Raw genomic sequence first — 14,263 nt, 5'->3', positions numbered from 1 at the left:
GGACGTGGTGCTCCGGCAACAGCACAATACAAGCAAATTCCGGCAGGGCACGCGCCAATGCCGGATGGAGACTGGATAATGACCGACAATCTTGAGCTTTCTCCCAAGAGCTGCTGGGAGATCTACGGTGACGAGGCCAGCCTTGCCGCCATGGACGAACTGGCAGGCCGATACATTGATTTTCTTTCCACCTGCAAGACCGAGCGTGAAACCATAGACTATGTGGTGGAACGCCTGCGCACCGCGGGATATACCACCAACTTCGGTCATGATCTCGTGTACCGCGTGTTCAAGGGCAAGACCATCTTCATCGCCCGCAAGGGCAAGCGGTCCCTGTCGCAGGGCCTGCGTCTGGTGGGAGCCCATGCAGATACCCCCCGAGTGGACCTTAAGCAGCGTCCGCTGTACGAAGCCTGCGGCGTGGGACAGGCCAAGACCCATTATTACGGCGGCATCCGCAAGCATCAGTGGTTTTCCCGTCCCCTCGCACTGCACGGCGTCATCGTGCGGCAGGATGGCGAGGTGAAGAAGGTGAATATCGGTGAGGACCCGGGCGATCCCGTGTTCGCCATTGCCGACCTGCTGCCCCATCTGGCCCAGAATCAGGCCAAGCAGGTGCTTTCCGAAGCCTTTGAAGCGGAGAAGATGAACATCATTCTCGGCCACCGTCCCGTCGAGGTGGAGAACGGCGAAGAGGGCGAATCCAAGGATGCACCCAAAGAAAAGATCAAGCGCCGCGTTCTGGAACTGCTGAACGCCAAGTACGATATCCGCGAAGAAGACCTGTATTCCGCCGAACTGCAGGCCGTTCCTGCCGGTCCGGCCCGACTGGTGGGCCTTGATGGTGCCATCATCGGCGGCTATGGGCAGGACGACCGCATCTGCTGTTTTGCGGCGTTGGAAGCCCTGCTGACCGGTGATACGCCCGAATTTACCCAGACCGTGCTGCTTTGGGACAAGGAAGAGATCGGCTCCGAAGGTTCCACCGGCGCCAAGTCGCGCTTCTTTGAATATTGTGTGGAAGACCTGATTCAGGCATGGGCTCCCGCAGCCCGTTTCAGCGATGTGATGCTGAACACCAAGGCCGTTTCCGCCGACGTGCATGGCGCGCTGGATCCTGACTATCAGGATCTGCACGAGAAGCTCAATTCCGCCACCATCGGCTATGGTCCCTGCTTCTGTAAGTTCACGGGCCACCGTGGTAAGTATGAAGCCAACGACGCCCATCCCGAATACGTGGGCTGGCTGCGCGGCGTGCTGAACACTGCGGGCGTGCCGTGGCAGATGGCCGAACTGGGCCGCGTGGATCTCGGCGGCGGCGGAACCGTTGCCATGTACCTTGCCGCTTACGGCATGGACATCATCGATTTCGGTCCCCCCATCCTTGCCATGCACAGCCCCTTCGAGCTCTCCAGCAAGGCGGACCTGTACGCCACGGTCAAGGCATATACGGCTTTCATGCAGGCATAACGAATTGTACGGCGGTTCCCGGGAACCGCCGTTTTCGTTTCAGGGGCGTATATAATAATGGTGCTACACCGACCTATCATTCACCTTCGGTGCGCTCCGGCGTACGTTCAGTGCAGAATAAGGAGACACGCACATGATTAATTTTCTGTTTCATATGCCTACGCGCATCATCTTCGGCCCCGGCAAGCTCAAGGAGCTTGGCACGACGCCTTATCTGCCGGGCAAGAAGGCTTTGCTCGTCATAAGTGCTGGCGGCTCCATGGTGGCGCACGGCTACATGCAACTGGTGCAGACCCTGCTGGCGCAGAACGGTGCGGAATCCGTGGTGTTCGACAGGATTCAGGCCAACCCCGTGCTTGAGCATGTGGCCGAAGGCGCTGCCCTTGCCCGTACCGAAGGCTGTGATTTCGTGATCGGGCTTGGCGGCGGCAGTTCCATAGATGCCGCAAAGGCCATCGCCCTTATGGTAACCAATAGCGGCAGCTACTGGGACTACATGCCCAGCGGAACCGGAGGGCGACAGGTGCCCGCCAAGCCTGCCCTGCCCATCGTGGCCATTCCCACTACTGCGGGCACAGGTACCGAGGCGGATCCCTGGATCGTTATTACCCGCGAACAGACCAACGAGAAAATCGGTTGGGGGAACGACTCCACGTATCCGGTGCTTTCCATCGTCGACCCCAAGCTGACCCTGAGCGTTCCGCCCCGCGTTACGGCAATGACCGGGATGGACGCCTTCTTCCACGCGGTTGAAGCCTATCTTTCCCACGCCCGCCAGCCTACCAGCGACCTGCTGGCGCAGCAGGCGGTGAGCCTGATTTCCTCGTTCCTGCCGCAGGTGGTGCAGAACGGAGACAGCATTGAAGCGCGCACCATGCTGTCGTGGGCTTCCACGGCCGCCGGGGTCTGTGAATCGCTTTCCTCCTGCATTTCGCATCACTCCATGGAACACGCCCTGTCTGCCTATTATCCCGAAATTCCGCACGGGGCAGGGCTGGTGATGCTCTCGGTGCCGTATTTCAGGTACCTTACCCGCTATGTACCTGACCGTATGATTGACCTTGCCTACTTCATGGGCGTGGATGTGGATTCACTTCCGGCCAATGAACAGCCCTTTGCCTTTGTGGGGGCGCTGGAAAAACTGATCAAGGATATCGGGTTGGACGATCTTAAATTTTCCGACTACGGCGTGCACAGGGACGAGATGCCCACGTTGGCCGCCAACGCCCAGGAAACCATGGGTGGGCTCTTTAATCTCACTCCCACCCAGATGAATCTGCGCGTGGTGACGGAAATCTTCGAAGCGGCATACCGCTAGATTCATGTTGAATGGAAGGGAAAAGCCCCGCAGCCGGAAGGTTGCGGGGCTTTTGTTGTCATGGGCGTGGGCGTATCGTCGCTATTCCCAGGCGGTAATGCCTTTGCTGCGTTGCCATGAACAGGGCGGGCGTACGCCGTATTCCGAAATGTTGGCAAGCACTGTCTCAGGGGGGCCGGAAAGAACCTGTTCTCCCATGTGCAGCACTACCATGCTGTCGGCAAGATCGATGACGGGTTCAAGGTCGTGAACGGAAATGATCTGCGTGAGCTTCTGTTCCTTGTTGCGCATGAGAATGCTGCGCATCTCGCGTATGGCGGGATAGTCCAGTCCGGAGAAGGGCTCGTCAAGCAACAGCAGGGCCGGGGAGCTCAGCAGGGCCACGGCCAGACAGAGCTTGCGCTTCTGTCCGTAAGACAGGGTGTGCACGGGAGAATTCCAGTGTGCGGCGAGCCCGAACCGTGCTGCCATGTCCTTTGCCGTTTCCTCTGCGCCGGCAAGGCCGTGCGGAAAGGCGAGCAGCATGTCTTCTGCAACGGTTGAGCCGATGATCTGCAGATCTGCATCCTGCAGCACAAGGGCGGAAAGGCCGCGCAGTTTCTCTTCCTTGCCCGGAGAGCTGATTCCGGCCACCGTCAGTGTGCCTGAGCTTGGCGCATGAAGGCCTGCCAGCAACGAGAACAGGGTTGATTTGCCGCTGCCGTTCACGCCGCAGAGGCAGAGAAGGGTGCCTTCCTCTATGCTGAAGGAAATGTTCCGCAAGGCGGGGGAAGATGTGCCCGGATACGTAAAGGTCAGCGAATTCAGTTCGATCACGACGGCAGGAGTCTCCGGCTTTTGAGGTAGCGGTATGCGAAAACGGCGGCGACAACCTTGATCAGGTCCCCGACGATGAAGGGGACAAAACCGATGGCCAACGCCTTCTGGAACGGAATATCCAGAACGAGCATGAGACGGACGAGACCCATGCCGAAGACGGAAGCCAGTCCGGCCAAGGACCAGAGCAGCGGTTTGATGAAAGAGGGCGTTTCTCCCTCTTTGGCTGATCCGAAACCGGCCAGAATAGCTGTGCCCAAGTATCCGACAAGGTAGCCCCCCGTGGGACCGAGAAGGTGGGCGAACCCGGCCTTGCCGCCTGCGAATACGGGCAGGCCGATGATGCCTGCAAGAAGATAGAGCGCCACGGCACCTGCGCCGCGGACAGGGCCGAGTATCAGGCCTGCCAGAATAATGAACAGGGTCTGCAGGGTTACAGGTACGGGGCCGATGGGAAGTTGTACCATGGCTCCCACGGTAATCAGTGCCGCCAGCATGGCGGTCCAGACCTGTTTATGCAATCCCGAAAGTGGTGTGGTCATGGTAAGTATCCTGTTGTGGTCTGCAGTCTCCGCGCTGTTCAATTGACAGGAGCGTCCCCTGATGCACGGAAGAAACCGGTTTAGGCGGCGAAGGCGTCAGATGCAGGCGACACATCGCCAGTCTGTGGCGGATTCCTGATTATAGATTGAATACAACAGGCTGTTTTGTCAATTAGCGTAGGCAGTATAGTGCCCGTGCAGCGCTGCGATAGGTATCCTACTTTCCTGTGGGTGGCAATTCCGGACGTCATCTTGCGGGTGGACTGCAATGGCAAGGTGCGTTATGCAGTCGCACCGCAGTTTGAGGTAGTTGCCGCCGTTGGCGGAAAGGCCGTACGGCCCCGGAGAACAGCCTCATGTACCCTTTGCCATCTTCCCCGCAGGGCGGAAGGAAACGATGACCGGACTCAAGGAATATACCCCAGTAATTGATGTGAATCTGTGCGGCAGGCATTGGCGTCTTGAACGCGCTGCCGATCTTGAATCCCTGTGGGAAGCCATGGGCGATGAAGATTTCGGCGATGACGAGCGCCTGCCGTATTGGACTGAGCTCTGGCCGGCCAGTCTGGTCCTTGGCCAGTGGTTGTATGCGAAGCAGAAGGATATCGCGGGGAAATACTGTCTCGATATGGGCTGCGGGCTTGGTCTTACCGCCCTTGTGGGCTCCTGGCTCGGCGCCAAGGTCGTTGCCATGGACTATGAACCGCAGGCTCTCCGGTATGCTGCGCGTAATGCCCGCATCAACAATGTCGCCTCCCCCTTGTGGACGGTCATGGACTGGCGGCATCCTGCCGTAGCCCCCCATGCATTTGATTGCGTATGGGGCGGCGATATCATGTACGAACGGCGCTTTGTTGAGCCTGTACTGGCCTTTCTGGAGCACTCGCTTGCTCCGGGTGGGGTGGCGTGGGTGGCGGAACCCAACAGAAATGTGTACACATATTTCCTGACCCTGCTGGAGAGGCATGGCTGGAAGGCGCACCGCCTTGCCATGGAGAAGACCTCGGCCTTGTATGAGCAGCCTGCCGCAGTGACGGTCAGTCTTTGGGAACTGCGCCGGTGATGTACGACGAAGGGATTTGTGGTACACCAATAGCCGGTGTATATTTATATTGATAGTGTCTTGGGGAGATCGGTTCTTGTCGTAGCAAGGGCAGGCCGGTTATCTCTTCGGCAATCCCCCGCAATCGGGTAATTTGACAGGAGACTGTATGGGCCAGACTATCCGTTTCGGCGTGTCCCTCGACTCCGACCTGCTGGAGAAGTTCGACCACCTGTGCGAAGAGCGGTGCTATCAGACCCGTTCGGAAGCCATCCGCGATCTTATCCGCAATACGCTGGTGGAAGAGGAGTGGAAGGATGATTCCCGCGAAATAGCAGGGACGCTTACTCTGGTGTACGATCACCACAAGAGCGATCTGTCCCAGAAACTCGTGGAAATACAGCATGATCATCATGATGTGATCATTACATCGATGCACGTGCATCTGGACCACCATAATTGCCTCGAAGTGCTGGTGCTCAAGGGAGACGGCAACGAGGTGCGCACCCTCGCGCAGAAGCTTACCTCCACCAAGGGGGTCAAGCACGGTAAACTCAGCTTGGCGACAACAGGACAGGACCTTGTCTAATTTCATGGAAGACGTACAGATGAGCCCCGCTCAGGTGGCTATGGCTATTGACCGCGTTGGTGTCCGCGATCTGCGGTTGCCCATCGTTATCCGCGACAGAGCCAAAGGGGCGCAGCACACCGTAGCCCGTGTGGACATTGGCGTGGACCTTCCCGCTGAATTCAAGGGCACGCACATGAGTCGCTTTGTGGAAGCGCTGGAAGGCTGGAGCGAGGAGCTTGATTACGACAGCATGCGTAACCTGCTGCTGGACATAAAGGAACGCCTGCATGCCCATAAGGCGTATGCCTTGTTCCGTTTTCCGTACTTCCTGAACAAGAAGGCTCCGGCCAGCGGCCGCGGCGGGCTGATGAATTACAAATGTCAGCTTACCGGCGAACTGAAGGGTGACAAGCCCTCTTTTCTGCTGGAGGTTGATGTGCCGGTGATGACCGTGTGCCCTTGCTCCAAGGCCATCTCCGACGAAGGCGCCCACAGCCAGCGCGCTCTTGTGCGCATGAAGGTGCGTATGCGCGGTTTCGCATGGATCGAAGAGTTCATCGAGATTGCCGAGGCATCCGCTTCGTCCCCTGTCTACTCGCTGCTCAAGCGCGAGGATGAGAAATACGTGACAGAGGCTGCCTTTGCGACCCCCACCTTTGTGGAAGACGTGGTGCGCAGTGCGGCGCAGAAGCTGGAAGCGCATCCGCAGGTGAGCTGGTTCCGCGTGGAGGTGGAGAGCTACGAATCCATCCATAACCACAGCGCCTTTGCCACCATCGAGAAGCATACCTAGGCTTGTTGTCCTTGTTATCAATAAAGCGCCCGCAGTCGTTTGGCTGCGGGCGCTTTTCTGTCTTGGCGGGTCGGTTCCGGCCTTCAGGCGGGGCTGCTTATCGTGCGTTGCGTTCAAGCTGCAACAGGTATTCCTTGAGAGGTATGCCGGCGGAGCCCGAAAACCCGGTCATGGAGCCGCCGGATCCGATGACCCGATGGCAGGGCACTATGAGCGGCCAACGGTTGTGGTGCATGATCTGGCCCACGCCGCGGGCGGCGTTGGGGCGGCCTGCCATGGCGGCAAGTTCTCCGTAAGTGACGGTTTTGCCTTGAGGCACAGTGCGCAGTATGGAAAGCACTTCCTGCGTGAACGGAGTGCAGCGTTTCATGGCAAGCGGCAGTTCCGGCCAGGTTACGCGCTGGCCCGCAACGTAACGTTCCAGGGCATCCCGCAGCTTCAGGGCGGCGGGGGAGAGTTCTGCAATGGGCGTGTCCTGCCCTTTTTCATCTTTCCAGGAAATAGCCGTCTCTTCCAGTTGCTGTCCGACCCAATTCAGCGTAAGGCGTAGCCGCCCGGCAGAAATGGACTCGACGAGAAGCTCGTCTGTGCTCGTTTTTTGGGGGCTCATGGCAGCGGCTCCGTAAGGTCGAAATGAAGTTGCGGGGCAATTGCCCGAAATTCCTGTTCCCATTCCGCATGCAGTGCTGCGGGCAAGTTGCGGCGCAGAGAGAACCACAGGGGCGGTCGTCCCTTGCCGGAGTCTTTCAGCGCCTTGCCCTGCCATGTATCGCGTTTTTGCAGCTCGGCGGCAATGGCGGAAATAATGACTGTCTTGGTCGAAGGCCATACCGGCGCGAGCAGTTCGCCTTCGGCGGGGTCTCCGGTCAGACGCTGTATGACGATTTCCGGACGCAGGCGGGGAATGGCTTCGGCCACTGTATCAATATATATAGCCTCGTTCAGCGGGGTGTATTCTCCGCGTTGCCACTCCTCGGCAAGAGGGGTGTCCTCGGCCACATAGAGGCTGTGGAATTTGATCCCCTGCACGGGCAGTGCGTTTACTGTGTCGATGGTATAGAGAAAATCGTCCAGCGATTCTCCGGGCAGCCCTGCGATGACGTGGGCGCAAACCTTGAGGCCGCGTTTATGGGCGAGATGGACGGCGCGTTCAAACGAGGCAAAATCGTGGCCTCTGTTGATGCGGGCAAGGGTTCTGTCCAGTGCCGATTGCAGGCCCAGCTCAAGCCATACTTCGCGCATGGCGGGCTTGGCGGCCGTTCGGGCGATGAGGTCCAGCCGTTCGTTGTCGATGCAGTCCGGTCTTGTTCCTATGGACAAACCTGCCAAATCAGGTAAGGCTTCGATTTCCGTGAGGGTTTGTTCGAGTTTTTCGAGGGGCCCATATGTGTTGGAAAATGATTGCAAATAGGCTATGAAGGTCGCGGGGCCTAGCGAGCGGCTATACCGTTCGCGCCAAAAAGCCCATTGGTCCGAGAGGCTTGCGCCTTTCAGGCCCATTCCGGAACCGGACCCGCGGGGGTTGCAGAAGATGCACCCACGGGTGGACAGAGAGCCGTCCCGATTGGGGCACGTGAATCCGGCATCAAGCGGGACCTTCTGGACTCGCTGACGAAAACGGTGTCGGAAGTAGACGGATAATTGATGGTATCTGTTCATTGCCGGTCTGGAGTTACAGTTTCGGGTGTCTGGGATGAGTGATGGTACTCTGTTCTGATACCCATTCCTTTTGAACGAAGCAAGCGAGAGAATATGGCAAAGATACTGGACTTTTTTCTTGGGATGTTTTCCAACGACCTGGCCATCGACTTGGGAACCGCCAACACCTGCGTTTATGTGAAGGGGCAGGGCATTGTTCTGCGCGAACCTTCCGTGGTGGCGGTGAAGAAGGATGCCCGGGGCAACACCGTTGTCCTTGCTGTCGGGCATGACGCCAAGCGTATGCTCGGCCGTACCCCCGGAAACATTCAGGCCATCCGGCCCATGAAAGATGGGGTTATCGCCGATTTTGAAATAACGGAAGCCATGCTGCGCCATTTCATCCGGAAGGTGCACAACAATCGTATAGTTCACCCGCGTATTATCATCTGCGTGCCCACGGGCATTACGCAGGTGGAAAAGCGTGCGGTGAAGGAATCCGCCCAGAGCGCAGGCGCACGTGAGGTTTACCTCATCGAGGAGCCCATGGCCGCAGCCATCGGCGCCAACCTGCCTATTCAGGAGCCCACCTCCAACATGGTTGTGGACATCGGCGGCGGCACCACCGAAGTGGCGGTCATTTCGCTTTCCGGCGTGGTGTACTCCAAGTCCGTCCGCGTGGGCGGCGACAAGATGGATGAAGCCATCATGACGCATGTGAAGCGCAAGTACAACATGCTCATCGGTGAATCCACCGCAGAAGAAATCAAGATCAAGATCGCATCCGCCTATCCCATGGATCCCGAGGAAACTCTGGAAGTGAAGGGCCGCGACCTTGTAACGGGTATTCCCCAGAACATCATCATTACCTCCGAGGAAGTGCGCAAGGCCATTTCCGAACAGGTGGATTCCATCGTGCAGGCCGTGCGCATCGCGTTGGAACAGACGCCTCCGGAACTTGCGGCGGACATCGTGGACAGGGGTATCGTGCTTACCGGCGGCGGCGGACTCCTGAAGGGATTGGATCAGTTGCTGCGCGAGGAAACCTCGCTGCCCATCACCGTGGTGGATGACCCGCTCTCCACCGTTGTTATCGGTACCGGCAAGGCGCTGGACAATCTGGATATCCTTAAGGAGGTAGCGGTCGATTAACGCTTCCTTTTCCAAGCGTCTTCTCATTCTGATGGTACTGGTGCTCTGCCTGTACCTCACCTTGTTCACATGGAACCTGCGTACCGGATATGTGGACAGACTCGCCACGCATACCGGGCTGGAGTTTGTCGGCGCGGTACTCAAGCCGGGCAAGTGGATACAGGTGCAGGTGGCGGAGTTCTGGGAGCACTACATAGACCTTGTGGGCGTGCGCAAACGCAACGACGAGCTTGAAGCGCAACTCAAGGAGGTCATGTTTGATCTTGCCGAAGCGAATGAGGACAAGGCTGAGGTCATTCGCCTGCGATCCTTGCTGTCTGTTTCCGCTCCCGCCGGATGGGAGCGGATCGGAGCGCGTGTTATTGCCCACAGGCTGGGTGTTCAGGCCGAGCTTGAGTCAATCCTGCTGGACAAGGGGTATCTCAAAGGTGCCGGTGTCCGTACTCCCGTGGTCACACACGAGGGGGTCGTCGGTCGCGTCTTCCGTGCGGGGCCGTACACCTCTTCCGTCTTGCTGCTCACCGACCAGAACAGCCGTATCGCCGTTGTGAGCCAGGAGAACAGGACTCCCGGAATCATCGTGGGACAGGGCCCGAGAAGTCAGCTCGAAATGCGGTACGTGGCGCTTAACGCCCCTCTGGGGGTCGGCGAATTGCTGGTTACCTCAGGTCAGGCCGGCGCGTTCCCGAAAGGGCTGCCCGTGGCGCGTATTGTCTCCATTGAATACTCCGATATCTCCCTGTTCCAGAAGGTAATGGCAGAACCCCTTGCCAATCTGGATAATCTTGAAGAAGTGCTGCTCATCGGTAACACCGGAGAGGTGGAAGCCTTTGACCAGCAGTCCCTTGATTCAAGGCAGGAAGATGATGGCGAAAAGCAGTAACGGTGCCTCTGTGGTGCTGCGAAGAAGGGCTTATAGATAATGCAGGGTACTCAGCCTTCCCTTTTCAGGGCCATCGCCTGGTGGACGGTTTATGCCGTTTGCGGGGTCTGGGCAATGTACCTGCTGCCCGGGGTGGACTTTCTGCTGCCCGGTCTGCTTTGCTCCATGCAGGAGGGGAATCGGCCGCAGACGGTCTGGCTGGTGCTGCTCTTCACCCTGATTCAGGAAGGTGCTGGCCTGCTTGCTTTCGGCCCCGGTCTGCTCTGGTATGCTTTTGCCTGTGTTCTCTTCTATCTGGGCAGAAGCCTCTTTGAAGCCGAGAACATCGTTTTCATTCTTATCCTGTCCGCCGCACTCGGAGCGGGGCATGTGGGCATCGGTATCATGATGAAGCACCTGCAGGATGTTGATATTCTGCTCCCCCGCCTGATCAGCGATGCCTGCCTGAACGCTCTGGTCATTCCGCTTGTGTGGTTCGTGGTATTCCGTTTGCGGGAAAGAGAGTTGCGTCATGTCAATGCAGCTTGATCCCGAAGGCTACCAACCCCCGAAACTGGGACTTCTGTTGCTGCAGGGGCTTGTGCTCCTGCTGTTCTTCTGTTTTTTCCTCCGGTTCTGGTATCTGCAGATCCACAAGGGGGACGAGTTTGCCAAACTCGCTCGAGAAAACAGGTTGCGTCAGGAACGGGTGGATGCTCCCCGGGGGCTGCTTCGTGCCCGAGGAGGAGAACTGCTTGCGGAAAACCGCCCGGCCTACGCACTGGGGTTGGTGCGTGAGGATTGCAAGGATATTGCCTCTACCATTGCACAGGTAAGCCACTGGACCGGCATTCCCGAGGAAAGCCTCTGGGCCAAGTACTTCAAGGACAAGCCGCGCATCAAACCCTTCCAGCCTTTGCTTCTGGTGCCGGATGTCCCGTTTGATCTTCTGGCACAGATTGAGTCCAACCGCATGCTCTGGCCGGGGCTGGAAATCGTCATCCGGCCCAGACGCTACTACCTGCAGGGGCCGCTGTTCGCTCATGTGCTCGGGTACGTGGCGGAAGCCAACGAAAAGGAATTGGAGGCAGACTCCGATCTTGCGTTGGGCGATGCCGTGGGCAAGCAGGGGCTGGAGCTCGTGCTTGAGAACCGCTTGCGCGGCGACAAGGGGCTGCAGCAGTTGGAAGTGGATGTCATGGGGCGCGAACTGAACCGCAAGATGGTGCAGGAGCCCATGGCGGGCGATTCCATTCTCCTCTCGCTGGATTTTGAGTTGCAGCGCATTGCTTCCGAAGCCTTTGAAGGGCAGGCGGGCGGTCTCGTTGTCATGGATCCGGATACCGGCAAGCTGCTGGCTCTGGTGACCCAGCCCAGCTTTGACAACAATGCCTTTGCCGCGGGCCTGACCAACAAGCAATGGAACGAACTGCGCGACGATCCGTTTTTCCCCTTGCAGAACCGGGTTATCCAGTCCGTGTATCCGCCCGGATCGGTCTGGAAGGTGCTCATGGCAGGCCTTCTGCTTAAGGAGGGCGTAAATCCCCGTGAGACGGAGTTCTGCAACGGCGAATTTTATCTGGGTAAGACTTTGTTCCGTTGCTGGAAGAAGCATGGTCACGGTGCAGTGGATATGGCCCGGTCACTTATCGAGTCCTGCGACGTATATTATTATGAAATGCTGAACCGCATCGGCGTGGACAAGATGGAAGCCTTCGCCAAGGCTAACGGCTTTGGAGAGCAGACGGGGCTGGGGCTGCCGCACGAGCGTTCCGGCCTTGTGCCTTCACGGGACTGGAAGCGCAAACGTTTCGGCGAACCGTGGCAGCGCGGTGAAACAGTTATCACTGCCATTGGTCAGGGCTTCACGTTGGTAACGCCGGTTCAGGTAGCGTGCTTTCTGGGTGCTCTCATGAACGATGGCAAGCTCATGCAGCCCAGCCTGTTGGCCGACAGTGAGCCTACTGTACGAAGAACTATTCCGTTGAACGAATCGCAGCGAGCCCTCCTTCTGGATGCCATGCGCAGGACTGTTGAGGAACAGCGGGGAACGGCCAAACGGTTGCAGACCAAAGGAGCTGTCATTGGCGGTAAAACCGGTACTGCGCAGGTGGTCAAGCTGAAGCTCAAAGCCAATGACGAGCGTCAGAAGGTGGAGGAGATGGAATACTGGGAACGCGACCACGCCTGGATGGCCTCGTGGGGCTATAAGGGCGACAAGCGCTATGTAGTGGTCTGCATGCTGGAGCATGGCGGTCACGGCGGTTCGGCAGCTGGTCCTATTGTCAAGAGGGTCTATGATCACCTGTTCAGTGAGGAGAATCAGTAATGGCCATTGACAGACGACTGCTGACGCACATGAACTGGGGGCTCGTTCTCATGACGGCCATCCTTTTCTGTGTGGGCGTTCTTAATCTTTACTCCGCCAGTGCGTTCATGTCGGAAGACGGCATCGCCATGGGCAGCTTTTATCAGAAGCAGCTTGTCTGGGGCGGAGTCGGGCTGCTCGGCATGCTCCTTGTCATGGTGCTGGACTATCGCCATTGGCGTAGCCTGGCCTGGCCCGTATTTATTCTCACCGTTGTGCTGCTGGCCATGGTGCCCATTGCAGGTAAGACAATTTATGGCGCAAAGCGATGGATATCGCTCGGCTTCTTTAACCTGCAACCGAGCGAACTGGCCAAGATTGCCGCCATTCTCATCGCGGCCAAGTTGCTGGCCCGCAATTCGCATCCGCTGGGCTGGGGAGAGTTTGTCAAGGTCATCGGTGTGTGCCTTATTCCTGCCGTGTTCATTCTCAAGCAGCCAGATTTGGGGACCACGCTGAACATGTTGCTCAACGTGGGCGGCATCATCCTCTTCCGTGGCCTGAGCAAGGGGGTGTTCAGAACCTGTCTGGTGGCGTTTCCCGCATGTCTACCCATTGGCTGGATGTTTATGAAGGACTATCAGAAGCAGCGCGTTCTGACGTTCCTGAACCCGGGCGATGACCCTCTCGGTTCAGGGTATCATATCATCCAATCACAGATCGCCATCGGTTCTGGCGAGGTGTGGGGCAAGGGATTCATGGAAGGAACCCAGTCTCAACTGCGCTTTCTTCCGGAAAAACACACTGACTTCGCCATTGCCGTGTTTGGTGAGGAATGGGGCTTTGTGGGATGCACGATCCTTCTGATTCTGTTCTGCCTTTTTCTGCTCGCCATCTTTAATACTGCCAGAGATGCCAAGGACCGCTTCGGCTCATTCCTTTCTGCAGGGGTTTTCTTCTATTTTTTCTGGCAGTTTCTGATAAACATGGGCATGGTTATGGGGCTTATGCCGGTGGTTGGCATCCCCTTGCCCTTTATCAGCTATGGTGGTAGCGCCACACTGGTAAACTTTTGCCTCATAGGGCTGGTTTTGAATGTCTCGATGAGGCGGTTTGTCTTTAAAACGAATTGATCCGGTTTTGCCGGTCAGTTGTATTTGCTTGTACTCTCTGTCACAAATAAGGAGCGACCAATGGCCAGAGATGAAATCAATGCCTTTCTCGGTTCCGGGACCGTGTATCAGGGCAAATTGAATTTCCAGGGCTCGGTGCGCATAGACGGCGTTTTCAACGGCGAAGTGCAATCCGAGGGAACTCTCATAATCGGCAAGGACGCTCGGGTCGAAGGACAGGTGCGGGTAGGCCAGCTTATTCTTTCTGGTAATATTCAGGGCGAAATCATCGCCACTAAGAAGGCTGTGCTGCATCGCACCGCCAACCTTGTCGGCAGCTTGCAGGCTCCCGTCCTCATGGTGGAGGAAGGTGCCAAGCTGGAAGGTCACATCGCCATGCAGGCCTCCGTTACCCCTGACAAAGGGGCAAAAGAGGCCTCCGGGCAGAAATAGTTCGCTATAGGAAGTGGATAGGAAAAAAAGCCTCCCGAAACGGGGGGCTTTTTTTGTATTCAAAATGAAAACAGAGAGATATCCGGAACTGATTGGTTGAACAGTAACCATCTTTTTTTAAAAAAGGTTTTGACACAACACTATGAATCAGCTAATTCGGGAACCACTTTGAGCTTAAATTCACAA

The 14,263-nt window shown here is 57.4% G+C and carries 15 protein-coding genes; 11 read left to right on the top strand and 4 right to left on the bottom strand.

From position 1 onward, the window contains the following. Positions 1-78: 78 nt before the first annotated feature. Together N1030_RS09070 and N1030_RS09065 are read left to right on the top strand one after the other, a co-directional pair. Positions 79-1,470, top strand: a complete 1,392-nt coding sequence (locus N1030_RS09070; RefSeq protein WP_265828985.1) for an aminopeptidase — start codon at positions 79-81, stop codon at positions 1,468-1,470. A 133-nt stretch (positions 1,471-1,603) separates the two neighbouring features. Continuing rightward, the gene (locus tag N1030_RS09065; protein WP_265828984.1) at positions 1,604-2,788 is read left to right on the top strand and encodes an iron-containing alcohol dehydrogenase; all 1,185 of its coding nucleotides are present in this window, start codon (positions 1,604-1,606) and stop codon (positions 2,786-2,788) included. An 81-nt stretch (positions 2,789-2,869) separates the two neighbouring features. On the opposite strand, the gene N1030_RS09060 is transcribed toward N1030_RS09065, so the two are convergent. Both N1030_RS09060 and N1030_RS09055 read right to left on the bottom strand, forming a co-directional pair. After that, positions 2,870-3,604 (bottom strand): energy-coupling factor ABC transporter ATP-binding protein, encoded by a 735-nt coding sequence (locus N1030_RS09060; protein ID WP_265828982.1) that lies wholly within the window; start codon positions 3,602-3,604, stop codon positions 2,870-2,872. Continuing rightward, positions 3,601-4,146, bottom strand: coding sequence for a biotin transporter BioY (locus N1030_RS09055; protein ID WP_265828981.1), 546 nt, complete (start codon positions 4,144-4,146; stop codon positions 3,601-3,603). The genes N1030_RS09060 and N1030_RS09055 overlap by 4 nt, the downstream gene beginning before the upstream one ends. 397 nt (positions 4,147-4,543) lie before the next feature. Between N1030_RS09055 and N1030_RS09050 the strand changes: the two genes are divergently transcribed. The 3 genes from N1030_RS09050 to folE2 all read left to right on the top strand — a co-directional run bounded on the left by N1030_RS09050 (position 4,544) and on the right by folE2 (position 6,552). Beyond that, on the top strand, positions 4,544-5,209 hold the full coding sequence (locus tag N1030_RS09050) for a class I SAM-dependent methyltransferase (RefSeq protein ID WP_265828980.1): 666 nt from the start codon (positions 4,544-4,546) through the stop codon (positions 5,207-5,209). 148 nt (positions 5,210-5,357) lie between these two features. Beyond that, positions 5,358-5,777: a nickel-responsive transcriptional regulator NikR gene (gene nikR / locus N1030_RS09045; protein WP_265828978.1), complete on the top strand. Its 420-nt coding sequence runs from the start codon at positions 5,358-5,360 to the stop codon at positions 5,775-5,777. Positions 5,778-5,781: 4 nt separating this feature from the next. Beyond that, entirely contained in the window at positions 5,782-6,552 is a 771-nt protein-coding gene (gene folE2, locus N1030_RS09040) for a GTP cyclohydrolase FolE2 (RefSeq protein WP_265829045.1), read from the top strand. A gap of 97 nt (positions 6,553-6,649) precedes the next feature. Here folE2 and N1030_RS09035 read toward each other — a convergent pair whose 3' ends face one another. Together N1030_RS09035 and mnmL are read right to left on the bottom strand one after the other, a co-directional pair. Next, a complete protein-coding gene (locus N1030_RS09035; protein WP_265828977.1) occupies positions 6,650-7,162 on the bottom strand; it encodes a methylated-DNA--[protein]-cysteine S-methyltransferase in 513 nt (170 codons plus the stop codon). Continuing rightward, on the bottom strand, positions 7,159-8,211 hold the full coding sequence (gene mnmL / locus N1030_RS09030) for a tRNA modification radical SAM protein MnmL/YtqA (protein WP_265828976.1): 1,053 nt from the start codon (positions 8,209-8,211) through the stop codon (positions 7,159-7,161). The genes N1030_RS09035 and mnmL overlap by 4 nt, the downstream gene beginning before the upstream one ends. Positions 8,212-8,304: 93 nt before the next feature. Between mnmL and N1030_RS09025 the strand changes: the two genes are divergently transcribed. The 6 genes from N1030_RS09025 to N1030_RS09000 are packed head-to-tail and all read left to right on the top strand — an operon-like array spanning position 8,305 to position 14,077. Next, positions 8,305-9,342, top strand: coding sequence for a rod shape-determining protein (locus N1030_RS09025; RefSeq protein WP_269891801.1), 1,038 nt, complete (start codon positions 8,305-8,307; stop codon positions 9,340-9,342). 31 nt (positions 9,343-9,373) lie between these two features. After that, the gene (mreC, locus tag N1030_RS09020) at positions 9,374-10,225 is read left to right on the top strand and encodes a rod shape-determining protein MreC (protein ID WP_265828975.1); all 852 of its coding nucleotides are present in this window, start codon (positions 9,374-9,376) and stop codon (positions 10,223-10,225) included. Positions 10,226-10,264: 39 nt separating this feature from the next. Next, a complete protein-coding gene (locus tag N1030_RS09015; RefSeq protein WP_265828974.1) occupies positions 10,265-10,753 on the top strand; it encodes a hypothetical protein in 489 nt (162 codons plus the stop codon). Next, on the top strand, positions 10,737-12,533 hold the full coding sequence (mrdA, locus tag N1030_RS09010) for a penicillin-binding protein 2 (protein ID WP_265828972.1): 1,797 nt from the start codon (positions 10,737-10,739) through the stop codon (positions 12,531-12,533). The genes N1030_RS09015 and mrdA overlap by 17 nt, the downstream gene beginning before the upstream one ends. Next, on the top strand, positions 12,533-13,645 hold the full coding sequence (gene rodA / locus N1030_RS09005; RefSeq protein WP_265828971.1) for a rod shape-determining protein RodA: 1,113 nt from the start codon (positions 12,533-12,535) through the stop codon (positions 13,643-13,645). The genes mrdA and rodA overlap by 1 nt, the downstream gene beginning before the upstream one ends. A gap of 60 nt (positions 13,646-13,705) precedes the next feature. Beyond that, complete coding sequence (locus N1030_RS09000; RefSeq protein WP_265828970.1) at positions 13,706-14,077, top strand: bactofilin family protein; 372 nt, start codon at positions 13,706-13,708, stop codon at positions 14,075-14,077. Positions 14,078-14,263: the final 186 nt, after the last annotated feature.

Origin of the sequence: Desulfovibrio mangrovi (assembly GCF_026230175.1) — a bacterium.
In the GTDB taxonomy this organism is placed as follows: Bacteria; Desulfobacterota; Desulfovibrionia; order Desulfovibrionales; family Desulfovibrionaceae; genus Halodesulfovibrio; species Halodesulfovibrio mangrovi.
This window is presented reverse-complemented; position numbering and strand designations above follow the sequence as displayed.

What these genes read in the sequence shown, in the direction of transcription:
- mnmL (WP_265828976.1), bottom strand. Translation starts at nt 8,211, where the DNA reads ATGAACAGATACCATCAATTATCCGTCTACTTCCGACACCGTTTTCGT.
- N1030_RS09050 (WP_265828980.1), top strand. Translation starts at nt 4,544, where the DNA reads ATGACCGGACTCAAGGAATATACCCCAGTAATTGATGTGAATCTGTGC.
- mreC (WP_265828975.1), top strand. Translation starts at nt 9,374, where the DNA reads ATGGTACTGGTGCTCTGCCTGTACCTCACCTTGTTCACATGGAACCTG.
- N1030_RS09000 (WP_265828970.1), top strand. Translation starts at nt 13,706, where the DNA reads ATGGCCAGAGATGAAATCAATGCCTTTCTCGGTTCCGGGACCGTGTAT.
- N1030_RS09055 (WP_265828981.1), bottom strand. Translation starts at nt 4,146, where the DNA reads ATGACCACACCACTTTCGGGATTGCATAAACAGGTCTGGACCGCCATG.
- nikR (WP_265828978.1), top strand. Translation starts at nt 5,358, where the DNA reads ATGGGCCAGACTATCCGTTTCGGCGTGTCCCTCGACTCCGACCTGCTG.
- N1030_RS09015 (WP_265828974.1), top strand. Translation starts at nt 10,265, where the DNA reads ATGCAGGGTACTCAGCCTTCCCTTTTCAGGGCCATCGCCTGGTGGACG.
- N1030_RS09025 (WP_269891801.1), top strand. Translation starts at nt 8,305, where the DNA reads ATGGCAAAGATACTGGACTTTTTTCTTGGGATGTTTTCCAACGACCTG.
- N1030_RS09070 (WP_265828985.1), top strand. Translation starts at nt 79, where the DNA reads ATGACCGACAATCTTGAGCTTTCTCCCAAGAGCTGCTGGGAGATCTAC.
- N1030_RS09035 (WP_265828977.1), bottom strand. Translation starts at nt 7,162, where the DNA reads ATGAGCCCCCAAAAAACGAGCACAGACGAGCTTCTCGTCGAGTCCATT.
- mrdA (WP_265828972.1), top strand. Translation starts at nt 10,737, where the DNA reads ATGTCAATGCAGCTTGATCCCGAAGGCTACCAACCCCCGAAACTGGGA.
- folE2 (WP_265829045.1), top strand. Translation starts at nt 5,782, where the DNA reads ATGGAAGACGTACAGATGAGCCCCGCTCAGGTGGCTATGGCTATTGAC.
- rodA (WP_265828971.1), top strand. Translation starts at nt 12,533, where the DNA reads ATGGCCATTGACAGACGACTGCTGACGCACATGAACTGGGGGCTCGTT.
- N1030_RS09065 (WP_265828984.1), top strand. Translation starts at nt 1,604, where the DNA reads ATGATTAATTTTCTGTTTCATATGCCTACGCGCATCATCTTCGGCCCC.